Below are 23,176 nucleotides of genomic sequence, written 5' to 3' on the forward strand. Positions count from 1 at the left end.
ACGAGCCCGGCGTAACCCGGAGGAAGGGGGTCAACACGAGGAGGCATCATGCTCGGCGAACTCATAGGCGACACACAGAGCCAGGACACCGGCCGCCGCGTCCTCGCCGCCGGCGACGGCCACGTGACGGTCGAGGTCTCGTTCCAGGGCACCGGCAGCTACTACGGCACCCAGGTCAACGGCTTCGGCACGTATGAGGCCGAAATGCGCGCCGATGGCACCCTCTACGGCGAGGGCCAGGGCGTCGACATGACCGCCGACGGCCAGACCGTCACCTGGCACGGCAGCGGCGTCGGCCACATGACCGAGAACGGCGGCACCAGCTTCCGCGGTGCGCTCTTCTTCTCCACCACCTCCCCGCAGCTCGAACGCCTCAACGGCACCGTCGGCATCTTCGAGTTCGACACCGACGCCGGCGGCAAGTCCACCGGCAAGCTCTACGAATGGAAGTAGCCCGCCCACGTTCCCCGCGGAATGCGCGACACTGGAAGATCTGCGTCAATCCAGCCTGTCAGCCAGTGGAGGGCACCCCCGCGTGAACGACGGACCGCTCATCGTCCAGAGCGACAAAACTCTTCTCCTGGAGATCGACCACCCCAAGGCCGCCGACTGCCGCCGCGCCATCGCGCCGTTCGCCGAGCTCGAGCGCGCACCCGAGCACGTGCACACGTACCGGGTGACGCCGCTCGGGCTGTGGAACGCGCGGGCCGCCGGGCACGACGCCGAGCAGGTGGTCGACGCCCTGGTGACGTACTCGCGCTACCCGGTGCCGCACGCACTGCTGGTGGACGTGGCCGACACCATGGCCCGCTACGGGCGACTGCGGCTCTTCAAGCACCCGACCCACGGCCTGGTGCTCACCACCACCGACCGGCCGGTTCTGGAGGAGGTGCTGCGGTCCAAGAAGATCGTTCCGCTGGTCGGCGCCCGGGTCGACCCCGACACCGTCGTGGTGCACCCGTCCGAGCGCGGCCAGATCAAGCAGGTGCTGCTCAAACTCGGTTGGCCCGCCGAGGACTTCGCCGGCTACGTGGACGGCGAGGCGCACCCCATCGACCTGGAGGAGAACGGCTGGCAGCTGCGCCCCTACCAGGCGCAGGCCGTGGAGGGCTTCTGGCACGGCGGCTCCGGCGTCGTCGTGCTGCCGTGCGGCGCCGGCAAGACGCTGGTCGGCGCCGCCGCCATGGCGCACGCCAAGTCGACCACGCTGATCCTGGTCACCAACACCGTGTCGGCCCGGCAGTGGAAGCACGAGCTGGTCCGGCGCACCTCGCTCACCGAGGACGAGATCGGCGAGTACAGCGGCACGAAGAAGGAGATCCGCCCGGTCACCATCGCCACCTACCAGGTGATGACGACCAAGCGGAAGGGCGTGTACGCGCACCTGGAGCTGTTCGACGCCCGCAACTGGGGCCTGGTCGTCTACGACGAGGTGCACCTGCTGCCCGCGCCGGTGTTCAAGTTCACCGCCGACCTCCAGGCCCGCCGCCGCCTCGGCCTGACCGCCACGCTGGTCCGCGAGGACGGCCGCGAGGGCGACGTGTTCAGCCTCATCGGTCCCAAGCGCTTCGACGCGCCGTGGAAGGAGATCGAGGCGCAGGGCTACATCGCGCCGGCCGACTGCTGCGAGGTGCGGGTCACCCTGACCGACTCCGAGCGCCTGGCCTACGCGACCGCCGAGCCGGAGGAGCGCTACCGCTTCTGCGCCACGACGGCGACCAAGCGGCGGGTGGTGGAGGCGCTGGTCAGGAAGCACGAGAAGGACCAGACGCTGATCATCGGTCAGTACATCGACCAGCTGGACGAACTCGGTGAGGCGCTCGACGCGCCGGTGATCAAGGGCGAGACCAGCAACGCGCAGCGCGAGAAGCTCTTCGACGCGTTCCGCAACAAGGAGATCGGCGTCCTGGTGGTGTCCAAGGTCGCGAACTTCTCGATCGACCTGCCCGAGGCCACCGTCGCCATCCAGGTCTCCGGGACCTTCGGCTCCCGCCAGGAGGAGGCCCAGCGCCTCGGCCGCGTCCTGCGCCCCAAGGCGGACGGGCACGCGGCGCACTTCTACTCGGTGGTCGCCCGGGACACCGTGGACCAGGACTTCGCCGCCCACCGGCAGCGCTTCCTGGCCGAGCAGGGCTACGCCTACCGCATCATCGACGCCGACGACGTGCTGTAAGCGGCATCACGTGCCGTGAGCACGATCACGTGCCGTAGGCCGGATCAGTAACGGACACCGTCGCGCCCGAGGAAGATCACGCGCGCGGCGGTGTCCAGGGCGATGCCGACGTTGCGGACGGCGGTGCTCAGCGGGTTGCGGTGGCGGCCGGGCACGGCGGTGGCGCCGACCGGGGCGGTACGGGTGGACTGGTGAGTGCTCATGTATTCAACGGTAGGCAGCACGCTCGCCACCGGCATCACTCCAAAGGCCGTATCCGCCGAGCCGGCGCTCGTCCTCCAGGTGTACTGCACCCCTGGCAAGCCCCGAGACCCTGCGGGGCTGGAACCCTGAGACGGACGGGTCTAAGATCGTCCGTCTGCCCCCTCCCGAACCGTGGTACCTGCTGAAGCCCGCAGGCAGCCGGGGGAGGTGCCGACCGCACGGCAACCGGCCGGCTGTACCCCACCGTGAGCTCCATCGATCCGCTGCGCCCGCCACCGGGGCAGCCGGGAAGGTTCGCTGTGCCCGCCAACCCCACCACCGACCCCCTCCAGCGCGAACGCGACCACCTGGCCGCGTCCCGGGCCGCGCTGCGAGCGATGCGCGAGGACGTCCAGTCGCTGGACCTGCGCGACGTGACCGGCACCTGGGTGTCCGCCGCCGTCCTCCAGAACCAGATCGAGTCCCGGATCGCCGCCCTGGCCGACCTCGCCGACACCCCGCTGTTCTTCGGCCGCCTCGACTACCTGCACGCGATCAGCGAGGAAATGTCCGAGGGCGGCGGAGGAGAGAGCTTCTACATCGGCCGCCGGCACGTCCACGACGCCGACGGCGACCCTATGGTGATCGACTGGCGCGCGCCGGTCTCCCAACCGTTCTACCGGGCCAGCCGCACCGAGCCGCTGGACGTCGAGCGCCGCCGCCGCTTCGGCTACACCGGCGGCGAGCTCACCGCGTACGAGGACGAGCACCTGACCGACCCGGCCACAGAGACGTTTACCGGCTCCGCCGGGGGCTCCACCACCTCCGCCCTGCTCGCGGCCGAGATCGAGAAGCCGCGCGTCGGCCCCATGCGCGACATCGTGGCCACCATCCAGCCCGAGCAGGACGAGATCGTCCGCTCCGACGTCACGGGCACCATCTGCGTCCAGGGGGCGCCCGGCACCGGGAAGACCGCCGTCGGCCTGCACCGCGTCGCGTACCTGCTGTACGCGCACCGCGAGCGCCTGGCCCGGACCGGCACCCTGGTGATCGGCCCGAACAACGCGTTCCTCTCCTACATCGAGCAGGTCCTCCCCGCCCTCGGCGAGTTGGACGTGGCCCAGGCCACCGTGCAGCAGCTGGTCGGGCACGTCGAGGTGAAGGGCGAGGACACCGCCGAGGCGGCCCGGCTGAAGGGCGACGCCCGGATGGCCGAGGTGCTGCGCCGCGCGGTGCGCTCGGGCATCACGCTGCCCACCGAGCCCTGCGTGGTGGTCCGCGGCTCCCGGCGATGGCGCGTCCCGGTGTACGAACTCGCCGAGATCATCGAGGAGTTGAAGGACCGCGACATCCGCTACGGCGCCGCCGGCGAGGCCCTGCCGCAGCGCATCGCGCACGCCGTGCTGCTGAAGATGGAGCAGTCCGGCGAGGCTCCCGACGACCGGGTACAGGACGCGGTGGCCCGCAACAGCGCGGTCAAGGCGGTGGTCAAGCAGTGCTGGCCACCGGTCGACCCGGCCAAGCTGATGCTGCGACTGCTCTCCGAGCCGGAGTTCCTGGCCTCCTGCGCGGAGGGTGTGCTCACCGCCGAGGAGCAGCGGGCGGTGCTCTGGCCCAAGCCCGGCCGCTCGGTGAAGACCGCCCGCTGGACGGCCTCCGACGCCGTCCTGGTCGACGAGGCCGCGGACCTGGTCCAGCGCACGCCCTCGCTCGGGCACGTGGTGCTGGACGAGGCGCAGGACCTCTCCCCGATGCAGTACCGCGCGGTCGGCCGCCGCTGCACCACCGGCTCGGCGACCGTCCTCGGCGACCTCGCCCAGGGCACCACCCCGTGGGCGACGGCGAGTTGGCCGGACGCCCTGCACCACCTGGGCAAGCCGGGCGCCCACGTCGAGGAGCTGACCAAGGGCTTCCGGGTGCCGGAGGAGGTCATCGCCTACGCCTCCCGGCTGCTGCCCGCCATCGCGCCGGGCCTGGCCCCGGCGACGTCGGTCCGCGAGGCCCCTGGCTCGCTGACGATCCGTCATATCACTGACGGGGAAGCGTCCGAGGCCGTGATCGAGGCCTGCCTCCGGGCCCTGGAGAACGAGGGCTCGACCGGCCTGATCGCCGCCGACGCCCGCATCCCGCTGCTCGCCGAGGCGCTGACCGCGGCCGGTCTGCCGCACCTCTCCCCCGGCACCGAGACCAGCGCCGAGGCCCGGCTGACCCTCGTCCCAGCGTCGCTCGCCAAGGGTCTGGAGTACGACTACGTGGTGCTGGACGAGCCGGCCGCGGTGATCGCCGGCGAGCCGGACGAGCGGACCGGCCTGCGCCGGCTGTACGTGGCGCTGACCCGGGCCGTCTCCGGGCTGACGGTGCTGCACGCGGAGCCGCTGCCCGAGCAACTCCGCTGACGCGGAAGGGCCGGCCCGCCGGGACCGGCCCTTCGACGGAAGCACTCAGGCGTCGATCAGCGCCCGCCACCGCGCGACCTCGGCCGCGTCCACCGGCGTGCGCCAGCCGTCGACGCGCACCGCGCCGCCGACGTGGAAGGCGTCGAACCCGGCGGCCCGCAGGCCCGGCACGTGCTCGGCCCGTAGGCCGCCGCCGATCAGGATCCGCTGCCCGTAGCCGGGTTCGCCCTTCCTCGCCAGCTCCTCGACCAGCACCTCGCGCCCGGAGTCCACGCCGCCGGGCGAGCCGGAGGTGAGGAAGGTGTCCAGCCCGGGCAGCGCGCCGACGGCGGCCCGCACGGCGGCCCGGTCGGCGCTGTGGTCGATCGCCCGGTGGAAGGTCCAGCGGCAGCCGGCCACCGCGTCGGCGACGGCAGCGGTGGCGGCCAGGTCGACGCCGCCGTCCGCGTCGAGGAAGCCGAGGACGAACTCCTCGGCGCCCTCGGCGCGGAGCGCGGCGGCCCGGGCGCGCAGCCCGTCCAGGTCGCCGGGCGCGAAGCCGGCCTGGCCGCGGAGCATGACGCGCAGCGGCAGGTCCACGGCGGCGCGGATCCCGGCGAATTCCTCGACCGGCGGGGTGAGCCCGTCGGCGGCCATGTCGGTGACCAGTTCGAGCCGGTCGGCGCCGCCGGACTCGGCGGCCCGGGCGTCCTGGGGCGTCAGTGCGATGACTTCGAAGATTGGTCTAGACATGTCGGACAGCCTGCCACATCCGCCGGCCTCCGACGAGACCACCCCGCGCGGCCGCGCCTCAGGCCGTCAGCCGCCCGTCGCCGCCCCCCGCCCCGGCCGAACCGGACGGCCGGCGCAGCATGACCAGCCCGACCATCGCGGTGACCGTCAGCGCGGCCATCGGCAGCAGCCGCCACATCCCGCCCGTCTGCTGCCAGATGGCGTTGAGGTTGATGCTCAGCGTCCACGCCAGCGCGGCGAGCCCCGGCACGGCCACCACGTACCACCCGCGCAGGGCGGTCAGCGCCATCAGCAGCGGGATGCAGACCATCGCGGCCCGCCACGGCAGGTCCAGGTGGTGCCAGCTGCGGTAGAAGGAGGTCTCGAGCACCAGGAAGGGACTCAGGGCAGCCGACGCCACCACCATGCCCCGCTGCCACCAGGTCGGCGTCGGCAGCGCGTCGCGCGGCGCGGCCACCAGCACCAAGGCCCAGAGCAGGAACGGCCCGTCCCACTGGAAGTCGTAGAGGAGCTCCCAGAGGCCGCCGCCGAGGAACTGCCAGGTCGGAGTCGTCACCTGCAGCAGGAGGTCCGCCACCACCGCGAGGGCCGTCATCCCGGCGAGCAGCCGTGCCGCCGTCCACCGCCCGAGCAGCACGGCACCGGCCGAGAGCACCGCCGACCCGTTCAACACCCAGAAGGCCAGGAGGATCAGCAGCACCCGCGCGGAATGCGGAGCCTGGTACGCGCTGTAGTCCGCGACCATGGCCACCGCCGCCAGCCCCGCCACCGCCCCGGCCGCGAGCGGCGAGGTCAGCGCCGCGAGTCGTCCACCCGCCGAGGTGGACGTCAGCCCGGTCCGCAGGCGCAGCCCGTACGCGCCCAGGTCGAGCAGTTCCCGGGCGGTGGCCAGCCGGCCCGCGTCCGCCGTGGTGTCGGCGAAGACGGCGGCCAGTTCCTCGCCGCGCTCGCGGCGGTAGCGGCCCGGGTAGAGCGCCAGAGCAGCGCGCAGGGTCAACTGGTTCATGCGAAGGCCCCCCTGACCCTCGGACGGACAACAGAAATGGAGAGCCGGCGCTCGGCCTCGGCGGCCACGGCCCGGAGCCGCTCGGCCTCGGTGGTCAGCGCGCCCCGACCGGCGTCGGTCAGCGCGTAGGTGCGCCGGGCGCGGCCGTCCACGATCTCCTCGGAGGCGACCTCGATCAGACCCTGGCCCAGCAGCCGGTCGAGCGCGCCGTAGAGCGTGCCGGTGCGGATCTTGACCCGGCCGCCGGAGATCGCGGAGACCTCCTGTATCAGCGCGTACCCGTGTCTGGGCGCGTCGGCCAGTGCGGTGAGCAGCAGCAGCGTGGGCTCCTGCATGGAGCGTTCTGTCATACGACTACATATATCGTTAACCTACTTATAGGTCCAGTGGGTGACGCGCCCGCGAGAATGGCCCGCATGCCGATCACCGAGGACCTGCTCGCCGACTGGACCGCCCTGCTGCACCGCTGCGGCACCACCGCCGACCCCGAGCCGTACGGGCGGGAGCTGCTGCACCGCTGGGCCGAACCGCAGCGCCGCTACCACACCACCGACCACCTGCACGCGGTCCTGCGGCACGTCGACGCCCTCGCCGGGCATGCCGCCGACCCGGACGCCGTCCGGCTGGCCGCCTGGTTCCACGACGCCGTCTACCGGCCCGACCGCTCCGAGAACGAGCAGCGCAGCGCCGCCCTGGCCGTCCGGGCGCTCACCGCGGCCGGCCTGCCCGCCGAGCGGGTGGCCGAGGTCGAGCGGCTGGTGCTGCTCACCGTCACCCACGACCCCGCGCCGGGCGACCGCGACGGCGAGGTGCTGTGCGACGCCGACCTCGCCGTGCTCGGCGGCACCCCCGAGGCGTACGCGGCCTACACCGCCGCCGTCCGCGAGGAGTACGCCTTCGTCCCCGAGCCGGACTTCCGGGTGGGCCGGGCCGCCGTCCTGCGCCAACTCCTCGCGCTGCCCGCCCTCTACCGCACCCCCGCCGCCCGCGAGCGCTTCACGGAAGCCGCCCGCGCCAACCTGACGGCCGAACTCGACACGCTCTAGGAGAGCTTCCCCACCGGCGCGACGACGGCGCCCTCCTTGCCGCACACCCAGTGCGGCTCGGGCCCGAGCTCCGGTTCCACGCTGAGCGCGTGCAGGTCCCCGTCGGCCGCGCAGGCGGTGCACAGCGGCCAGCGCCCGTACGCCTCCAGCAGGGCGTCCTGGACGTCCTGGGCGACCAGCCCGAGCACGTACTCGGTGCCGTCGGGCCACTGCTCCAGCCACCACCGGCGGTGCGTGACGGCCTCCTCCACCAGCGACACGACGGCGGCGTCCGCCACGTCCCGCGCGGTGAGGTCGGCCAGGATCAGCGCCCGGGCGTTGTGCAGGGCGGTCTCGATGTCGTCGGCAGCCATCCGTCCATCTTCTCTCAGAACGCCGCGTGGGCGGCCCCCCGAAGGGGACCGCCCACGCGATCGGGAATCAACCGATCCGATCGGAGATCAGGATCAGAAGTCCATGTCACCGCCCGGCATGCCGCCGGCCGGCGCGGCGGCCTTCTCCGGCTTGTCGGCGATGACGGCCTCGGTGGTGAGGAACAGCGCCGCGATGGAGGCGGCGTTCTGCAGCGCGGAGCGGGTGACCTTGGCCGGGTCGATGATGCCCTCGGCGATCAGGTCGACGTACTCGTTGGTGGCGGCGTTCAGGCCGTGACCGGCGGGGAGGTTGCGCACCTTCTCCACCACGACGCCACCTTCCAGGCCGGCGTTGGTCGCGATCTGCTTGATCGGGGCCTCCAGCGCGACCTTGACGATGTTGGCACCGGTGGCCTCGTCGCCCTCCAGCTCCAGCTTGTCGAAGGCGACGGCGGCCTGCAGCAGGGCCACGCCACCACCGGCGACGATGCCCTCCTCGACGGCGGCCTTGGCGTTGCGGACGGCGTCCTCGATGCGGTGCTTGCGCTCCTTGAGCTCCACCTCGGTGGCCGCGCCGGCCTTGATGACGGCCACGCCGCCGGCCAGCTTGGCGAGGCGCTCCTGGAGCTTCTCGCGGTCGTAGTCCGAGTCGCTGATCTCGATCTCGGCGCGGATCTGGTTCACGCGGCCGGCGACCAGCTCGCCGTCACCGGCACCGTCGATGATGGTGGTCTCGTCCTTGGTGATGACCACCTTGCGGGCGCCGCCCAGCAGGTCCAGACCGGCGTTCTCCAGCTTCAGGCCGACCTCCTCGGACACCACGGTGCCGCCGGTGAGGACGGCGATGTCCTGGAGCATGGCCTTGCGGCGGTCGCCGAAGCCCGGGGCCTTGACGGCGACGGACTTGAAGACGCCCTTGATCTTGTTGACGATCAGGGTCGACAGGGCCTCGCCCTCGACGTCCTCGGCGATGATGACGAGCGGCTTGCCGCTCTGCATGACCTTCTCCAGCAGCGGGAGCAGGTCCTTGATCGAGCCGATCTTGGAGTTGGCGATGAGGATGTACGGGTCCTCGAAGGTCGCCTCCATACGCTCCAGGTCGGTCGCGAAGTAGGCGGAGATGTAACCCTTGTCGAAGCGCATGCCCTCGGTGAGCTCGAGCTCCAGGCCGAAGGTGTTGCTCTCCTCGACGGTGATGACGCCTTCCTTGCCGACCTTGTCCATGGCCTCGGCGATCAGCTCGCCGATCTGGGTGTCGGCGGCCGAGATGGAGGCGGTGGAGGCGATCTGCTCCTTGGTCTCCACGTCGGTGGCCTGGGCCAGCAGCTGGTCCGAGACGGCGGCGACGGCCTTCTCGATACCGCGCTTCAGGGCCATCGGGTTGGCGCCGGCGGCGACGTTGCGCAGACCCTCGCGAACCAGGGCCTGGGCGAGGACGGTGGCGGTGGTGGTGCCGTCACCGGCGACGTCGTCCGTCTTCTTGGCGACCTCCTTGACGAGCTCCGCACCGATCTTCTCGTACGGGTCCTCGAGCTCGATCTCCTTGGCGATGGAGACGCCGTCGTTGGTGATCGTGGGGGCGCCCCACTTCTTCTCCAGCACGACGTTGCGGCCCTTGGGGCCGAGCGTGACCTTCACTGCGTCGGCGAGCTGGTTCATGCCACGCTCAAGGCCGCGGCGAGCTTCCTCATCAAAGGCGATGATCTTGGCCATCAGAAGTGGTCCTCCGGGACACGGTCGACTGCTCGGACCAAGGGGTGCCCGCGACGGACGGCCCTGGTGTGCGGGGGTCCATTCCCCTACCGCTCCCTGGGGCCTCACCGACCCGGTCCGCTTTATCACTCTCAAGCTGTGAGTGCTAACGCCAATGATTAGCACTCCGGGTGGTCGAGTGCAAGCCCAATCGCCAACCCGCGAGCCGCACTCCGAGCCCCGCGCGACCCCCTCGCGCACCCCTCGTGAACGCCGACGAGCCCGTACGACGCATGTCGTACGGGCCCGTCGAGAAGCGAGTGGTCACCAGCCGTGGGCCGCGCCGAGCTCCTGGAAGCCGAAGGGGGTCAGACCGCGCGGACCATGTCCGCCTGCGGGCCCTTCTGTCCCTGGGAGATCTCGAACTCGACCCGCTGGCCCTCCTCGAGGGTGCGGTAGCCGTCCATCTGGATCGCGCTGTAGTGGACGAAGACGTCCGCACCACCGTCGACCGCGATGAAGCCGTAGCCCTTCTCCGCGTTGAACCACTTGACGGTGCCCTGAGCCATTCCGAACTCCCCTAGTGCTGTGCTGGCCCTTCACGCGCCCGCAGGTCGCGGGAGCGGGTTGGTTTGAAGGCCGGCTCGGGGAACCCCCCCTGAGCGCAGCCATGCACGCCGCAGTCCTCCGCCGGGCCACCGGACGGGGTCCGGTGAGCGGGTGACTGCGTCGACCGCGGCTGAATGTATCCGGATCGACGCCCTCTGCAACAGGGTCAGCCGCACGGAATTCCGGGGCCACGTCAAGAGACAGGACGGGTCGAATCGGAAGAATCTCGGCATTTCACGCCGGGCATAGCGGACGAATTACCCAAATCCCCCCGGAAATTCTGACATCCGCCTGACAGGATTCCCGGCGCCGGACCGGGCCTGGCCCAAGCGCCGGAAGGCGATCCGGCGGTTCGCCGCGGGAGGGAGGGGGACCCCTGTTCCCGGCCGAGCGACACTCTACTCCCACTCGACCGAGAAATATTCCCGCCGAAATACGAGCAGCCGCCCACGCGTACGGAATGCGGAATTCCGCATGCGTGGACGGCCGAATGGACGGCGTGCGGCTCAGCAGCCGCCGGCCACCGCCGGAATGATCGAGACGCTGGCGCCGTCCTTGATCTCCGTCGCCAGACCCTCCGCGAAGCGCACGTCGTCGTCGTTCACGTACACGTTGACGAAGCGGCGCAGCCGGCCGGTGTCGTCCAGGATGCGGGCGGCGATGCCGGCGTGGTTGCGGTCCAGGTCGGCGATGACGTCGCCCAGGGTGGCGCCCTCGGCGGCCACCTCGGCGGCGCCGCCGGTGTAGGTGCGGAGGATGGTGGGGATGCGGACGTTGGCACTCATGGCGGTGGCTCTCCTCGGCGGGGGTGGGGGGGTCAGGCGGACACGAGGCCGGCGTCGCGGAAGGACTCCAGCGTCGGGCGGATGACGGCGGTCATGCCGGCGTCGGAGACGGCGTCCAGGGTCTTCAGGCCGTCGCCGGTGTTGATCGCGACGGTCTCCTTGGCCGGATCCAGTTGTCCGGTCTCGACCAGCTTCTTCAGCACGCCGATGGTCACCCCGCCCGCGGTCTCGGCGAAGATGCCCTCAGTGCGGGCCAGCAGCCCGATCGCGGCCACCACCTCGGCGTCGGTGACGTCCTCGACCGCGCCGCCGGTGCGCCGCGCGATGTCCAGCACGTACGGGCCGTCCGCCGGGTTGCCGATCGCCAGCGACTTGGCGATGGTGTCCGGCTTGACCGGCTTGATCACGTCCCGGCCGGCCTTGAACGCGGCCGACACCGGGGAGCAGCCCTCGGCCTGGGCACCGAAGATCCGGTACGGCCGGTCCTCGACCAGCCCGAGCCCGATCAGCTCCTGCAGGCCCTTGTCGATCTTCGTCAGCTGCGAGCCCGAGGCGATCGGGATGACGATCTGCTCCGGCAGCCGCCAGCCGAGCTGCTCGCAGATCTCGTACGCCAGCGTCTTGGAGCCCTCGCCGTAGTACGGGCGCAGGTTGACGTTGACGAAGCCCCAGCCCTCGCCGGCCGGGTCGCCGATCAGCTCGGAGCAGAAGCGGTTCACGTCGTCGTAGTTGCCCTCGATGCCGACCAGCTCGCCGCCGTAGACACCGGCCATCACGACCTTGCCCTGCTCCAGGTCGTGCGGGATGAAGACGCACGAGCGGAACCCGGCCCGCGCCGCCGCCGCGCCCACCGCACCGGCCAGGTTGCCGGTCGACGAGCAGGACAGCGTCGTGTAGCCGAACGCCCGCGCCGCCTCGATGGCGCAGGCCACCACGCGGTCCTTGAACGAGTGCGTCGGGTTGCCCGAGTCGTCCTTGACGTGCAGCCGGGCGGTGAAGCCGAGTTCGCGGCCGAGGTTGTCCGCCGTGACCAGCGGAGTCCAGCCGGGATTCAGGTTCGGCTTGGAGGCGACGTCGGCCGGAACGGGCAGCAGCGGTGCGTAGCGCCAGATCGAGGCCGGACCGGACTCGATCCGCTTGCGCAGTTCCTCGGCGCCCTCGCTGCCGAAGTCGTACGCGATCTCCAGCGGGCCGAAGCACTCCGGACAGGCGAAGCTCGGACCGAGCGGGAAGCGGGCGCCGCACTCCCGACAGGACAGCGCCGCGGCGGGGCCGAGGTCGACGGGTGCGGGTACGACGCCAGATGGGGATGTCGCAGTGATAGCCATGTGGCGGAGGCCTCTCTCCTCATCTTCCCCATGGCGCGGTCGCGCCACGGGCCGGAATTGGCACCTGTCCCGCCGGGGCCTGAAGACAGCCGCGCGAGAAGGTTGCCGGGACGTCAACGGGCCGTTCCCTCAGTCCCTCTGGATGAGCTTGTGAAGTTGTGGTGCTGCTCAGCGGCGACCCCGGCGTGCGAAGGTCCGGCCGCTGTACGAAGACTGTATCCGAAGGCGCCAACCCCGAAAGGGACCGTCCGCCACGCGAGATGGCGCGTCCCACCCACCCCGCCGAGGAGAGTCCCGTGCCCGCCGAACCGATCCCCGCACTCCTCCCGCAGGCGGCGTCCTGGCTGAGCCGCCGCTCGTGGAGCGCCGCGGACCGGCCGGTGCACACCCTGCTGGAGGCCAAGCGCCGCACCGGCCACACCGTCAGCGTGGTCCTGCCCGCCCTCGACGAGGAGGCCACCGTCGGCGACATCGTCCGGACCGTCCGCCGCGAGCTGATGGAGCGGCTCCCGCTGGTCGACGAACTCGTCGTGGTCGACTCCGGCTCGTCCGACGCCACCGCCGCCGTCGCCGCCGAGGCCGGCGCCCGGGTGGAGCACCGCGACGCCATCCTGCCCCGGCTGCCCGCCGTGCCCGGCAAGGGCGAGGTCCTCTGGCGGTCGCTGCTGGTCACCCACGGCGACATCGTCTGCTTCGTCGATGCCGACCTGCGCGAGTTCGACCCCGTCTTCGTCTCCGGCATCGTCGGCCCGCTACTCACGGAACCGGACATCCAGCTGGTGAAGGCCATGTACGACCGCCCCCTCGAAACGAACGGCGCGGTCGTCCCGGCCGGCGGCGGCCGGGTCACCGAGCTGGTCGCCCGCCCGCTGCTCAACCTGCACTGGCCGGAACTCGCCGGTTTCGTCCAGCCCCTCGGCGGCGAGTACGCGGCCCGCCGCTCGCTCCTCGAACGGCTGCCCTTCCCGACCGGCTACGGCGTCGAACTCGGCCTGCTGGTCGACGCGTTGGAGGCGACCGGGCTGGACGCCCTGGCCCAGGTGGACGTCGGCGTCCGGCACCACCACCACCAGGACAGCCAGGCCCTCGGCCGGATGGCCGCCACCATCTACCGCACCGCCCTCGAACGCCTCGACCGCACCCACCGGCTCAAGGCCTCCGCCGACCTCGTCCGCCCCCTGCTCACCCAGTTCACCCGCGCCCCGGAGACCCTGCCCCGGCCTTCGGCGGGAGGGACCCCCGTGTTCACCGCCCACACCCACCCGGTGACCGCCGTGGAACGCCCCCCGATCCACACCATCCCGGAGTATGCGACCCGACACTGAAACGTTTGCCACGCCGGAGGCCCGGCAACATCCCAAATATGGGCGATCTCACGACCGAACGTTCGAATCAGACCGGCACCGCCCCCGTCCTGGTGGCCTCCAACCGGGGACCGGTGTCGTTCAGCACCTCGGACGACGGCACGCTGACCCTCCGCCGTGGCGGCGGCGGCCTGGTCTCCGGCCTCTCCGCGATCGACGACCCGAACGCCGTCTGGGTCTGCGCCGCCCTCGGCGACGCCGACCGCCGGGCCGCCACGCAGGCCCCCTACGGCCGCCTCGACCTGGCCGGCCACGACGTCGGCGGACAGGCCGTCCGGATGCTGGACATAGACCCGGAGACCTTCGCCCGCGCCTACAACGGCGTCGCCAACTCGACCCTCTGGTTCGTCCACCACCTGCTCTACGCGACGCCCACCGCCCCCGTCTTCGACGCCGGGTTCCGCGCCGAGTGGAGCGCCTACCGCGCCTACAACGCCGCCTTCGCCGACGCCCTCGCCGCCGAGGCCGCCCCCGGGGCCGCCGTCCTGGTCCAGGACTACCACCTCTCGCTGACCCCGGCCCTGCTCCGGGCCGCCCGCCCCGACCTGCGGATCGGCTACTTCTCGCACACCCCCTGGGCCCCGCCCGAGTACTTCCGGCTGCTGCCCGACGACGTCGCCGAGGCCGTCCTCACCGGCATCCTGGGCGCCGACCGGGCCGGCTTCCTCACCGAACGCTGGGCCAGGGCGTTCGCGGCCTGCTGCACGGACCTCCTGGGCGCCACCGTCGACCACTCGGCCCTGACCGTCAGGTACGCCGGCCGCACCACCCACCTGGGCGTCCACGCCCTCGGCGCCGACGGCGACTTCCTGCGCGAGCGCGCCCACCGCCCCGACGTCGACGAACGCCTCGCCGCCCTCCGCGCGGCCGTCGGCGACCGGCGCACCATCGTCCGGGTAGACCGCACCGAGCTGAGCAAGAACATCGTCCGCGGCCTCCAGGCCTACCGGCACCTGCTGCGCACCCGCCCCGAGTGGCACGACCGGGTGGTGCACATCGCCTTCGCCTACCCGTCCCGTACCGACCTCGCCGAGTACCGCGACTACACCGCCGAGGTGGAACGGCTCGCGCACGACATCAACGCCGAGTTCGCCACGCCCACCTGGCGGCCCCTGATCCTGCACGTCGACGACGACTTCCCGCGCTCCCTCGCCGCCTACCGCCTCGCCGACGTGGCCCTGGTCAACCCCATCCGGGACGGCATGAACCTGGTCGCCAAGGAGGTCCCGGTGGTCTCCGACCACGGCTGCGCCCTGGTGCTGTCCCGCGAGGCCGGCGCCTACGACGAACTCGCCGACGACGCGCTGACCGTCAACCCCTACGACGTCATCGCCACCGCCGACGCCCTGCACGCGGGCCTCACCATGCCCGCGGAGGAACGCACCGAGCGCACCAAGCGCCTCGCGGCGGCGGCCACCGCACTCCCCCCGCAGCAGTGGTTCCTGGACCAGCTCAACGCGCTCTGACGGCTTCTCCCAGTTCGGCGAGCAGCTCCACCACGCCGGCGGGCCCCGCGACCACCAGGTCCGCCCGGTCGGCGAGTTCCCGCACCGGCGCGTCCCCCACCGCGCCGCTGCACACCAGCAGACCCGCCAGGCCCTCGCCGCGCAGCTTCTCCACCGCCGCGAAGGCCGCCAGATCCCCGAGGTCGTCCCCCGCGTAGAGCACCGACCGGGCCCCGCGCTCACGCAGGAACCCGGTCAACGCCGCCCCCTTGTCCACCCCCGGAGGCCGGAGCTCCAACACCAGCCGCCCGGGCTCCACCACCAGCCCGTGCTCCGCCGCCAGCGCGTCCACCGGCGCCCGCAACGACTCCAGCGTCTCCTCCGGCGCCGCCGTACGCCGCGTGTGCACCGCCAACGAGCGCCCCTTGTCCTCCACCCACGTCCCCTCGGGCGCCCCGACCGCCGCCAGCGCACCCGGCAACGCCGCACGCGCCCCGGCCACCCCCGGATGCACCGGCGGCGCCGTCACCTCGCCGTCCTCCCACCGCTCGGCCCCGTAGTGCCCCAGCACCACGACCCCGGGCAGTCCCTCCAGCCCGCCGTACTCCACCGCCAGCCCGGCAGGCCGCCCGGTCACCACCACCACGGCCCGGACGAACGGCGCCAACCCGCGCAGAGCCCCCGCAACCCCCGGATGCGCCCGGGCCCGACTGGGATCCGCCACGATCGGCGCAAGCGTCCCGTCGAAGTCCAGCGCGACCACCGCATCACCGGGCGCCGCCAGAATCCGCCGCAACCCGTCCCGCCCGGCATCGGTCACCGGCATCCGCTTCTCGTCAAAGCCCATGCCAGTCCCCATACCCGATCCGCCGGGCCCCAAAAAGATCCCCTGCGGCAACCACCCCACCAAGGCGAGGGGGACGCGCCGCCGGAGGGAGCGGCCACCCCAAGAGCCGCCCCCTCATCCACCCTCCCGAGAGCCCGCCCTCAGCGAGCCGCCCGCCGGGCCTCCCGCACGCGCCGCAACCGATTCACCAGCACCGGCGCATGCGCCACCGCCTCCGGACGATCCAGCAAAGCGTTCAGCAGCTGGTAGTACCGCGTACCGGAGAGCCCCAGCTCCTCCCGGATCGCCCGCTCCTTGGCCCCCGCCGTCCGCCACTGGCGCCCTTCGAGCTCCAGCACCGCCCGGTCCCGCTCACTCAGCTCACCCACGGGAACACCTCCCACCGACGACGACCACGACACCACGAGATGTCATTCTCGCGCCCGCCCCGGGTTCACTTCCGAATCCGGGCCGCCTCCTGCATCGCCGCGTCCTGCAGCCCGGTGAGCACCTGCTTGGGGTCCCCGGTGACGGCCTCCCCGATGCCCGCCTTGATCCGGTTGCTGACGTTCACCCAGGCCGGGTCGCCGAACGGGTAGAAGCTGGCGTTGGTCAGCCCGGTCGCGAACTGCTTGAGGTCCTCGTGCTTCGGGTCCGCGCTCATCTGCGCGAACGCGTCCTGGGTGACCGGCAGCAGGTTGTACCGCTCGTCGAACTTGAGCTGGTTCTCCCGCTGGTACACGAAGGACAGGAACTTCTTGATCTGCTCCTTGTGGCCGTTGGCCTTGAGCGCCATCATCCAGTCCGCGACGCCGAGGCTCCCCGTCCTGCCCACCCCGTCCTTCCTGGGGATCGGCGCCGTGCCGAACTCGATCTTCCCGGCGGTGGCCATCCGCAGCAGCGTCGGGTGGCCGTTCAGCATCGCGACCTTCCCGGCCGCGAAGTCCTGGAACACCGGGGTGCGGTTCATCTTGCCCGGCTCGGGATAGGTCAGCCTGGTGTCGACGAGGTTGCTCTTCAGCCAGCCGAAGGTGGCCTGGTTCTGGGTGCTGTCGATGGTGTAGTTGCCGACGTCGTCGGAGATGCTGCCGCCGCCGCTCAGCGTCCACAGCATGGACTCGGCGGGTGCCTCCTCGGGGCCCAGCGGCAGCCCGTACGGGGTTACGCCCGGCACCTTGGCCCTGATCTTCTCGGCGTCCTGCCGCAGCTCGTTCCAGGTGGCTGGCGGCTGGGCGATGCCGGCCTGACGGAACAGCGCCTTGTTGTAGAAGAGGACCCGCGACGAGGAGACGAACGGGATTCCGTACTGTGCGCCCAGCACCTGGCCGGCGTGCGCGAAGGAGTCCATGAACTTGGCCTGGGTGTCGATCGAGAGGACGGCGGCGGCCGGGTACAGCCGGTCCGCGGCGGCCTGGTCGGCGAATCCACCGGTCTGCAGCAGGTCGGGCGACTTGCCGGCCGCGATCAGGTCGTCGACCCGCTTGCCGATGTCGGTCCAGCTCACCACCTGGACGTCGACCTTGATGCCGGGGTTGGCGTCCTCGAAGCCGCGCACGACCTCGTCCCAGTACTGCTGGGAGCTGGTGTCCGCGCTCTCGCCGTAGTCCGCGGCCACCAGCTTGAGGGTGACCGACCCGCCGCCCTGCCCGCCGCACGCGGTGACCGTGGTGAGCACGAGTGCTCCGGCCAGCGCAGTGCCGAGTACACGGGTGGGAACGTGGGCGCGCCTGTTCAACGCGGATACCGCCTTCAGGGGGAAATACGAGCAGACCGGTGAATCCGGCAGAGAGAGGTGCAACACTGCCAAATCGACCGCACAGTGGTCCATACCTCTGACCCGTACCCGTCGAACAGTTATCGAAGTGCCGATGTCATTGCACGATGCGCAACGGGTTCTGCGACGCAACTCACCCCACATGGACCAGACCAATCCGGTGACTGGACTAGACCTCTTCGACCCTGCCAGGGAAACTGTCCCCGTGAAGCACGTCATCGCACTCGATGTGGGCGGCACCGGCATGAAGGCCGCGCTGCTCGCCCAGGACGGCTCCGTGCTGTTCGAGGCACGCCGACCGACCGGACGGGAACACGGCACGGACGCCGTCGTCGCCGCCATTCTCGACTTCGCCGCCGACCTGGCGGACGAGGGCCGCAGCCGCTTCGGCGCCACCCCGCTCGCGGCCGGCGTCGCCGTGCCGGGCACGATCGACGAGCAGAGCGGCGTCGCGGTCTACTCCGCCAACCTCGGCTGGCGCGACCTCCCGCTGCGCAGGCTGCTGGGCGAGCGCCTGGCCGCCGGCGCCGGCGCCGCGTTGCCGGTCGCGCTCGGCCACGACGTGCGCTCGGGCGGCCTGGCCGAGGGCCGGCTCGGCGCCGGCCGGGGCGTCGGCCGCTTCCTGTTCATCGCGCTGGGCACCGGCATCGCCGGCGCCATCGGCATCGGCGGCCGGATCGAGGCCGGCGCCCACGGCTACGGCGGCGAGATCGGCCACGTCGTGGTCCGCCCGGGCGGCCCGCTGTGCGGCTGCGGCGCCCGCGGCTGCCTGGAGAGGCTGGCCTCCGCCTCCGCCGTCTCCCGGGCCTGGGCCGAGGCCGGCGGCGGCCCCGACGCCGACGCGGCATCCTGCGCCGCCGCGGTGGAGGCCGGGGACGACCGCGCGATCGCGATCTGGCGGCGCGCCGTCGACGCGCTGGCCGACGGCATCGTCCTCGGCCAGAGCCTGCTCGACCCGTCCAGGGTGATCATCGGCGGCGGGCTGGCCGAGGCCGGCGACACGCTCTTCACGCCGCTGCGGGCGGCGGTCACCGAGCGCCTGACCTTCCAGATGCCCCCGGAAGTCGTGCCCGCCATGCTCAAAGACACCGCCGCGTGCCTCGGCGCGGGCCTGCTCGCCTGGGATCTGCTCTCCTCGGAGGTGACCGCGTGACCACCGCGGACCGTGACCGTATCGCCCTGGCCGGTGCCCGGCTGGTCCTGCCCGGCGGCGTCGTCGACGGCGGCCGCCTCGTGACCGAGGGCTCCCGGATCGCGGCCGTCACGAGTGCGGCGGGCGGCGGGACCGAGCCGGGCGACCTCGACCTGGCCGGCCACACCGTCGTCCCGGGCTTCGTCGACCTGCACGTCCACGGCGGCGGCGGCGCCTCCTACGCCTCCGGCGTCGCCGAGGAGGCGTTCAGGGCGGCCCGCACCCACCTCGACCACGGCACCACCACCACGGTCGCCTCCACCGTCACCGGCGAGATCGACAACGTCGCCCGCCAGGCCGGCGTCCTCTCCGAACTCGTCGAGGACGGCGTGCTCGCCGGCATCCACTTCGAGGGCCCGTTCATCTCGCGCAACCGCTGCGGCGCCCACCGGCCCGACCTGCTCCGCGACCCGGACCCCGCCCTGGTCCGCAAGCTGGTCGACGCCGCGCGCGGCCACGCCAGGATGGTCACCCTGGCCCCTGAACTGCCCGGCGGCCTGGACTCCGTCCGGATGCTCGCCGACCTCGGCGTGATCGCCGCCGTCGGCCACACCGACTCCGACTACGCCACCACCCTGGACGCCGTCGAGGCCGGTGCCACCGTCGCCACCCACCTCTTCAACGCCATGCCCGGCATCGCCCACCGCGCCCCCGGCCCGATCGTGGCCCTGCTGGAGGACGAGCGGGTCACCGTCGAGCTGATCAACGACGGCGTGCACCTGCACCCGTCCGTCCTCGACCTTGCCTACCGCACCGCCGGCGCCGACCGGGTCGCCCTGATCACCGACGCCATGGGCGCGGCCGGCATGGGCGACGGCTTCTACCCGCTCGGCCCGCTCCAGGTCGAGGTCAGCGACGGCGTGGCCCGGCTCGTCGAGGGCGGCGCGATCGCCGGCTCCACGCTCACCCTGGACGTCGCGTTCAAGCGCTCGGTCACCGTCAACGGCCTCACCCTCGGCCAGGCCGTCGAGTCGCTGTCCGCCACGCCCGCCCGTCTGCTCGGCCTCGCCGACTCGATCGGCTCGCTGGAGACCGGCAAGAACGCCGACCTGGTCGTCCTGGACTCCGGGAGCTACGACCTGGTCGCCGTCATGCGCCGCGGCCGGTGGGTCCTCGGCGGCGACCGGTTCACCACCGTGAAGCCCGACTGACCGAAGCCCGACCGGCCGTAGCCCGACCGAACGCCCACGGCCGCCCACCCCCACGACGGGGACGGGCGGCCGTTGCGTGTCCGCAGGCCCGGGTCAGCCGTTCGGCTCGACGGTGACCTGGTCGATCAGGATCGGCCCGCCGGACGGGACGGACATGGTGATGGTGTTCGGCCCGGCCTGGAGCTGCGGGAGTATCCACGTGGTGTACCAGGAGGACGCCGGGTCCTTGCCCGGCGCGAAGTTCTTGAACGTCAGACCGCTCGGCCAGTCCTTGCCGTTCACCGACGCCGAGCCCTTCACGTCCCCGGCGGCGTTGTTGAAGTGCACGGTCAGCTTGTAGGTGCCGGCCGCGGCGACCTGGCCGGTCCAGCTCACCGTGCCGCCCGGCTGGAGCGTCAGGTAGCTGCCGTCCGCCGACTTGGCGCCCTTGACGGTGTTCCCCGAGGGCGCGTTCTGGCCCTGGAGCTGGCTCGCGTCCACGGTCCCCTGGCCGGCCGTGGCGGAGGCGCTCGCGGAGGGCGGGGCCGTCCCGGACGGGCTGCCGGGGGCGGTTGTGGAGGGCTTCGCCGGAGCAGTGGTCTCCTGGCCGCCCTTGGCGTTCTTCTCGCCGTCCGGGTCGCCGGTGGAGAGCGCTATCCCCGCACCGATCGCCACGGCCGCGACCACCGCCACCGCGCCGATCACCGCGCCCTTGCTCCGGCCGCTGCTGCTCGGGCGGTTCTCCCCCGGCTGCGGGCGGGAGTGCTCGGCGTAGCGGGTCTGCTGCGTGGGCGCCGCGCCGTACTCGGGTTGCTGCTGGTAGGGCTGGGTGTGCCCCGGCTGCTGGTACGGCTGGCCCTGGTACGGCTGCTGGGCGCGCTGTTGCCCGTACTGGGCGCGGCCGACCTCCATAGGGCGGCTGTACGGCGTGCGGGGCACGCCCTGCTGCGGCTGGGCCGGCTGCGCGGAGCTGCCGTCGGCCGGGCGGTAGAGGTAACCGAAGGGATCGTCGTCCTGTGGGGCACCGCCCCCCGAGCCCTCGGGCACTCCGTTGTTGCCGGCGGTCGTCACGGTGGTCACTTCCCCCATCGCGTTCGCGCCGCCGGGCTGGCGGCCGCCGGCGCAGATCATGGACGCTCTCGTTACCCGCGAACCCTACCTGTACCGCCCGACGGCCCGGAACGAGGCCTTGACAACCCGCCGGTAACCTGAGCCGCCGCCGCTCAGCCCGCCCGGCGGTGCGAGCGCTCCCCCCGGGCCCCGCGCACGGCGCCGCCCCGGGCCCGCTTCTCGTCGTACATCCGCTCGTCCGCGGTGTGCAGCACCTCCTCCGTGCTCATCCCGCAGCCCGCCCAGCCGATCCCGAGGCTCACGCCCACGCGCATCGCGCGGCCGTCGATCCGCATCGGCGGGATGATCGCGTTGCGCAGCCGGTGGGCGAGGTCCTTGGCCTCCTCGCGGCCGATGCCGTCGGCCAGCACCACGAACTCGTCCCCGCCGAGCCGGGCCACCGTGTCGCCGTCCCGGACGGCCTGGCTCAGCCGCCGTGCGACCTCGACGAGCACCGCGTCGCCCGCATTGTGGCCGAACCGGTCGTTGATCGACTTGAAGCCGTCCAGGTCGCAGAAGAGCACCGCGAGGCCCTTGTCCACCGGCACCGCGGCGCCCGAGCGGAACGGGCCGGACCACACGTCGTCGCCCGCGTCGTGGTCCGGCGGCACCACGGCGTGCACGTGCTCGCCGTAGACCTGGCCGATGCCGGGCGGCGGGTCGCCCTCCGGCAGGCCGTAGCCGTGCACCGTCCCGGCGTACGGGTCCGCCCCCTCCAGGCCGTCGTACGCGGTGTGCGCGCTGTAGGAGTCGGCCGGGTAGCCGCCGTACGGCTGCGGGTAGCCCGCCTCGCCGGGCCCGGCGACCGTGCCGACGGTCTGCGGCTCGGAACAGAGCCGGCGGGCCAGCCGGGCCTTCAGCTCGGCGCTGTTGGGCAGGCCGGTGAGCGCGTCGTGGCTGGCCCGGTGGGCGAGCTGGAGTTCGTGGCGCTTGCGGTCCTCGATGTCCTCGACGTGGGTGAGCAGGAAGCTCGGGCCCTCGGCGGCGTCCGCCACGATCGAGTTGCGCAGGCAGACCCACTGGTAGCCGCCGTCCCGCCGGGACAGCCGCAGTTCGGCCCGGCCGCTCTCGGCGCTGGTGCGCTCCAGCAGGGCCCGGTCCTCGGGGTGGACGAGGTCGGCGAAGCTCTGCTGGCGGAGCACCGCGCGGGGGCGGCCGAGCAGGCGGCAGAGCGCGTCGTTGACTCTGGTCAGCTGGCCGCGCCCGGCGCCGTGCAGTTCGGTGATGGCCATGCCGCTGGGCGCGTACTCGAAGGCCTGCCGGAAGCTCTCCTCGCTGGCCCGCAGCGCCTGCTGCTCCTTCTCCAGGCGGGCCAGCGCGCGCTGCATCTCGGCCCGCAGCCGGGCGTTGCCGATCGCGATGGAGGCCTGGAGCGAGAACATCTCCAGCGCCTCGCGGGTCCAGGCCCCGGGCCGTTTGCCGCTGCGCGGCCGGTCCACCGACAGGACGCCGAGCAGGTCCCCGCCGGCGCTGTACATCGGGGCGAGCAGGCCGTCGGCTGGGTGCCAGTCGTTGGCGTAGACGGGCATCGGGCCGTCCCCGATCCAGCGCGGTATGTCGCTGGCGACGGCCCAGCCGCGGTCGTACGGGAGGAAGCGCAGGGTGCCCCAGTGGTCGCTGACGCCGAGCAGCCGGTCCCAGGACTCCCGGGAGCCGACCTGGCCGAGCAGGACGGACGGGCCGCCCATGGCGCTCTCCTCCAGCTCCCAGACGGCCGCCACCACGAGGTCGCCGTCCGGCCGGACGAGGCTGACCGCGGCGGCGTCGAAGCCGAGCCCGTGCACCGCGCCCTCGACGACAGCCTGGAGCGTGCCCGCCAGGCTGCGGGCAGCGTTGAGGTCCGCCACGACCCGGTGCAAGGTGCGGAGGGTCGCGAGACGGACGTACGGCTCCGACTCGGCTTCCATGCGGGGGCTCCCCGGCTGCTTCGGATAGTTCTTGATTGGTATCGTCCGATTGCCAGAAGAACTGAATCACAGGGAGCACAGCGTTCGGCACGCTCGGTCAGCAATAGGCCGCCACTTGTGACTTA

General features: G+C 72.3%; 22 protein-coding genes and 1 riboswitch. Of the genes, 8 read left to right on the plus strand and 14 right to left on the minus strand.

Annotated features, from left to right (window positions below; translation table 11 throughout):
- Positions 1-48: 48 nt before the first annotated feature.
- Together F7Q99_RS11190 and F7Q99_RS11195 are read left to right on the plus strand one after the other, a co-directional pair.
- On the plus strand, positions 49-453 hold the full coding sequence (locus tag F7Q99_RS11190; protein ID WP_153461104.1) for a hypothetical protein: 405 nt from the start codon (positions 49-51) through the stop codon (positions 451-453).
- A gap of 82 nt (positions 454-535) precedes the next feature.
- Positions 536-2,173, plus strand: coding sequence for a DNA repair helicase XPB (locus F7Q99_RS11195; RefSeq protein WP_326846531.1), 1,638 nt, complete (start codon positions 536-538; stop codon positions 2,171-2,173).
- 44 nt (positions 2,174-2,217) lie between these two features.
- Here the strand turns inward: F7Q99_RS11195 and F7Q99_RS11200 are convergent, their stop codons facing one another.
- Positions 2,218-2,376: a hypothetical protein gene (locus F7Q99_RS11200; protein ID WP_153461105.1), complete on the minus strand. Its 159-nt coding sequence runs from the start codon at positions 2,374-2,376 to the stop codon at positions 2,218-2,220.
- Between the two features lie 300 nt (positions 2,377-2,676).
- On the opposite strand from F7Q99_RS11200, the gene F7Q99_RS11205 reads away from it, so the two are divergent.
- The gene (locus tag F7Q99_RS11205; RefSeq protein WP_326846532.1) at positions 2,677-4,752 is read left to right on the plus strand and encodes a HelD family protein; all 2,076 of its coding nucleotides are present in this window, start codon (positions 2,677-2,679) and stop codon (positions 4,750-4,752) included.
- Between the two features lie 45 nt (positions 4,753-4,797).
- Here the strand turns inward: F7Q99_RS11205 and F7Q99_RS11210 are convergent, their stop codons facing one another.
- The 3 genes from F7Q99_RS11210 to F7Q99_RS11220 are packed head-to-tail and all read right to left on the minus strand — an operon-like array spanning position 4,798 to position 6,840.
- Positions 4,798-5,484: a copper homeostasis protein CutC gene (locus F7Q99_RS11210; RefSeq protein ID WP_153461106.1), complete on the minus strand. Its 687-nt coding sequence runs from the start codon at positions 5,482-5,484 to the stop codon at positions 4,798-4,800.
- A 58-nt stretch (positions 5,485-5,542) separates the two neighbouring features.
- Positions 5,543-6,490, minus strand: coding sequence for a hypothetical protein (locus F7Q99_RS11215; RefSeq protein WP_153461107.1), 948 nt, complete (start codon positions 6,488-6,490; stop codon positions 5,543-5,545).
- Positions 6,487-6,840, minus strand: coding sequence for a PadR family transcriptional regulator (locus F7Q99_RS11220; RefSeq protein ID WP_153461108.1), 354 nt, complete (start codon positions 6,838-6,840; stop codon positions 6,487-6,489). Before F7Q99_RS11220 ends, F7Q99_RS11215 begins: the two co-directional genes overlap by 4 nt.
- A 66-nt stretch (positions 6,841-6,906) precedes the next feature.
- Between F7Q99_RS11220 and F7Q99_RS11225 the strand changes: the two genes are divergently transcribed.
- Positions 6,907-7,536 carry an HD domain-containing protein gene (locus F7Q99_RS11225; protein WP_153461109.1) on the plus strand — a complete coding sequence of 210 codons (630 nt, stop codon included), beginning with the start codon at positions 6,907-6,909 and terminating at the stop codon, positions 7,534-7,536.
- On the opposite strand, the gene F7Q99_RS11230 is transcribed toward F7Q99_RS11225, so the two are convergent.
- The 5 genes from F7Q99_RS11230 to thrC all read right to left on the minus strand — a co-directional run bounded on the left by F7Q99_RS11230 (position 7,533) and on the right by thrC (position 12,303).
- Positions 7,533-7,889 (minus strand): hypothetical protein, encoded by a 357-nt coding sequence (locus F7Q99_RS11230; RefSeq protein ID WP_153461110.1) that lies wholly within the window; start codon positions 7,887-7,889, stop codon positions 7,533-7,535. The genes F7Q99_RS11225 and F7Q99_RS11230 overlap by 4 nt on opposite strands.
- 93 nt (positions 7,890-7,982) lie before the next feature.
- Positions 7,983-9,602 carry a chaperonin GroEL gene (groL, locus tag F7Q99_RS11235; RefSeq protein ID WP_153461111.1) on the minus strand — a complete coding sequence of 540 codons (1,620 nt, stop codon included), beginning with the start codon at positions 9,600-9,602 and terminating at the stop codon, positions 7,983-7,985.
- Positions 9,603-9,949: 347 nt separating this feature from the next.
- On the minus strand, positions 9,950-10,150 hold the full coding sequence (locus F7Q99_RS11240) for a cold-shock protein (RefSeq protein WP_153461112.1): 201 nt from the start codon (positions 10,148-10,150) through the stop codon (positions 9,950-9,952).
- A 546-nt stretch (positions 10,151-10,696) separates the two neighbouring features.
- A complete protein-coding gene (locus F7Q99_RS11245; protein ID WP_153461113.1) occupies positions 10,697-10,975 on the minus strand; it encodes a MoaD/ThiS family protein in 279 nt (92 codons plus the stop codon).
- Between the two features lie 32 nt (positions 10,976-11,007).
- On the minus strand, positions 11,008-12,303 hold the full coding sequence (thrC, locus tag F7Q99_RS11250; protein WP_153461114.1) for a threonine synthase: 1,296 nt from the start codon (positions 12,301-12,303) through the stop codon (positions 11,008-11,010).
- Positions 12,304-12,319: 16 nt separating this feature from the next.
- A riboswitch (SAM riboswitch) is annotated at positions 12,320-12,452 on the minus strand.
- A 147-nt stretch (positions 12,453-12,599) separates the two neighbouring features.
- Here thrC and F7Q99_RS11255 point away from each other — a divergent pair.
- Positions 12,600-13,628 carry a glucosyl-3-phosphoglycerate synthase gene (locus F7Q99_RS11255; RefSeq protein WP_326846533.1) on the plus strand — a complete coding sequence of 343 codons (1,029 nt, stop codon included), beginning with the start codon at positions 12,600-12,602 and terminating at the stop codon, positions 13,626-13,628.
- Positions 13,629-13,666: 38 nt separating this feature from the next.
- Entirely contained in the window at positions 13,667-15,133 is a 1,467-nt protein-coding gene (locus tag F7Q99_RS11260; RefSeq protein WP_153461116.1) for an alpha,alpha-trehalose-phosphate synthase (UDP-forming), read from the plus strand.
- On the opposite strand, the gene otsB is transcribed toward F7Q99_RS11260, so the two are convergent.
- The 3 genes from otsB to F7Q99_RS11275 form a co-directional block, all read right to left on the minus strand.
- Positions 15,120-15,959: a trehalose-phosphatase gene (otsB, locus tag F7Q99_RS11265; protein WP_326846534.1), complete on the minus strand. Its 840-nt coding sequence runs from the start codon at positions 15,957-15,959 to the stop codon at positions 15,120-15,122. The genes F7Q99_RS11260 and otsB overlap by 14 nt on opposite strands.
- A gap of 140 nt (positions 15,960-16,099) precedes the next feature.
- Positions 16,100-16,327, minus strand: a complete 228-nt coding sequence (locus F7Q99_RS11270) for a DUF3263 domain-containing protein (protein ID WP_326846535.1) — start codon at positions 16,325-16,327, stop codon at positions 16,100-16,102.
- 65 nt (positions 16,328-16,392) lie between these two features.
- The gene (locus F7Q99_RS11275) at positions 16,393-17,613 is read right to left on the minus strand and encodes an extracellular solute-binding protein (RefSeq protein WP_326846536.1); all 1,221 of its coding nucleotides are present in this window, start codon (positions 17,611-17,613) and stop codon (positions 16,393-16,395) included.
- Between the two features lie 304 nt (positions 17,614-17,917).
- On the opposite strand from F7Q99_RS11275, the gene F7Q99_RS11280 reads away from it, so the two are divergent.
- Together F7Q99_RS11280 and nagA are read left to right on the plus strand one after the other, a co-directional pair.
- Entirely contained in the window at positions 17,918-18,865 is a 948-nt protein-coding gene (locus F7Q99_RS11280) for an ROK family protein (protein ID WP_326846537.1), read from the plus strand.
- Positions 18,862-20,055, plus strand: a complete 1,194-nt coding sequence (gene nagA, locus F7Q99_RS11285; RefSeq protein WP_326846538.1) for an N-acetylglucosamine-6-phosphate deacetylase — start codon at positions 18,862-18,864, stop codon at positions 20,053-20,055. Before F7Q99_RS11280 ends, nagA begins: the two co-directional genes overlap by 4 nt.
- A gap of 93 nt (positions 20,056-20,148) precedes the next feature.
- Here the strand turns inward: nagA and F7Q99_RS11290 are convergent, their stop codons facing one another.
- Entirely contained in the window at positions 20,149-21,165 is a 1,017-nt protein-coding gene (locus F7Q99_RS11290) for a carbohydrate-binding protein (protein WP_153461120.1), read from the minus strand.
- Between the two features lie 92 nt (positions 21,166-21,257).
- Complete coding sequence (locus tag F7Q99_RS11295) at positions 21,258-23,051, minus strand: GGDEF domain-containing protein (protein WP_153461121.1); 1,794 nt, start codon at positions 23,049-23,051, stop codon at positions 21,258-21,260.
- Between the last annotated feature and the right edge of the window lie 125 nt (positions 23,052-23,176).

The sequence above is a fragment of the Streptomyces kaniharaensis genome, assembly GCF_009569385.1.
GTDB classification, from domain to species: Bacteria; Actinomycetota; Actinomycetes; order Streptomycetales; family Streptomycetaceae; genus Kitasatospora; species Kitasatospora kaniharaensis.